The 1,506-nt window shown below is 78.1% G+C and carries 1 protein-coding gene and 1 pseudogene; both read left to right on the forward strand.

Features of this window, described 5'->3' with window-relative positions:
- Positions 1 to 824: pseudogene (locus SJ20_RS10855) on the forward strand (RsmB/NOP family class I SAM-dependent RNA methyltransferase); the annotation flags it as partial.
- A 16-nt stretch (positions 825 to 840) separates the two neighbouring features.
- On the forward strand, positions 841 to 1,506 hold a 666-nt coding region (gene rpe / locus SJ20_RS10860; RefSeq protein ID WP_044659918.1), incomplete at its 3' end, for a ribulose-phosphate 3-epimerase.

Raw genomic sequence — 1,506 nt, forward strand, 5'->3', positions numbered from 1 at the left:
CGGCCCTCGACGACGGCGCCGAGCCCGGGCCGCTGGCCCCGGACTCCGCCCTGCACTCCGGTGGCGACGCCGGCCGTCTGCCCGGGGTGCGCGAGGGCGTGCTCCGCGTCCAGGACGCCGGCTCCCAGCTCACCGCCCGTGCCCTGGCCCAGGCACCCGTCCCCGCGGCCGAGGGGCGGGCCGAGCGCTGGCTCGACCTGTGCGCCGGCCCTGGCGGCAAGGCGGCCCTGCTGGCCGCCCTCGCCGCCGAGCGGGGGGCGACGCTCGTGGCCAATGAGGTCGCCCCGCACCGCGGCGACCTCGTCCGGCAGGCACTCGCCGCCGTGCCCGCCGACGCCTGGACCGTCCGGGCCGGGGACGGTCGCACGATCGCCGACGCCCCCGAGGCGGCCCCGGCGTTCGACCGCGTCCTCGTGGACGCCCCCTGCACCGGCCTCGGGGCGCTGCGCCGCCGACCCGAGTCGCGCTGGCGCCGCACTCCGGCCGACCTCGCCGAGCTCACCGGCCTGCAGGCCGAGCTGCTCGACGCGGCGGTCTCCGTCCTCGCCCCCGGCGGCGTGCTCGCCTATGTCACCTGCTCCCCGCACGTCGCGGAGACCGTCGTCCAGGTCCAGGACCTCGTGCGCCGCCACCCCGAGCTGGAGCTGCTCGACGCCCGCACCGCCCTCGACACCGTCGCGCTCGACGACCTGCGCCTGGACGAGGCCGAACCCGCCGGCGCGCCGGAGCCAGCCGATGTGGTCGCCCGCACGGCCCAGCTCTGGCCGCACCGGCACGGCACCGACGCCATGTTCCTGGCCCTGCTGCGCGCCCCCGGCGCCTGACCGAGAGGACCCGCCCATGACCGCCCGCGCCCCGCGCCTGCACCCCTCGATCCTGTCCGCGGACTTCGCCCGCCTCGCCGACGAGCTGGCCCGCATCCCCAGCGCAGACGCGGTGCACGTGGACGTCATGGACAACCACTTCGTCCCGAACCTCACCCTCGGCCTGCCCGTGGTCGAGGCGATCCGACGCGCCACGGACCTGCCGCTGGACCTCCACCTGATGATCGAGGACGCCGACCGCTGGGCGCCCGGCTACGCGGAGGCGGGGGCCGAGTCCGTCACCTTCCACGCCGAGGCCTCGGCCGCGCCCGTCCGGCTGGCCCGGGAGCTGCGCGCGGCCGGAGCGAGGGCCGGCATGGCGCTGCGGCCGGCGACCGCGGTCGAGCCCTACCTGGACATGCTCCCGGAGCTGGACATGCTTCTGCTGATGACCGTGGAGCCCGGCTTCGGGGGGCAGGCGTTCCTCGACGTCGTGCTGCCGAAGATCCGCCGGGCCCGCCGCGCCCTCGACGGCGGGTCCGCCCCGCTGGCCCTCCAGGTCGACGGCGGCGTGAACCGGGAGACCATCGAGCGTGCGGCCGAGGCCGGGGCGGACGTGTTCGTGGCCGGTTCCGCGGTGTTCGGCGCCGAGGACCCCGACGCCGCGCTCGTCGGCCTGCGCACCGCCGCCGCCCGCGCCTGC

It is taken from the genome of Micrococcus sp. MS-ASIII-49, assembly GCF_000946635.1.
Taxonomy (GTDB): Bacteria; Actinomycetota; Actinomycetes; order Actinomycetales; family Micrococcaceae; genus Micrococcus; species Micrococcus luteus.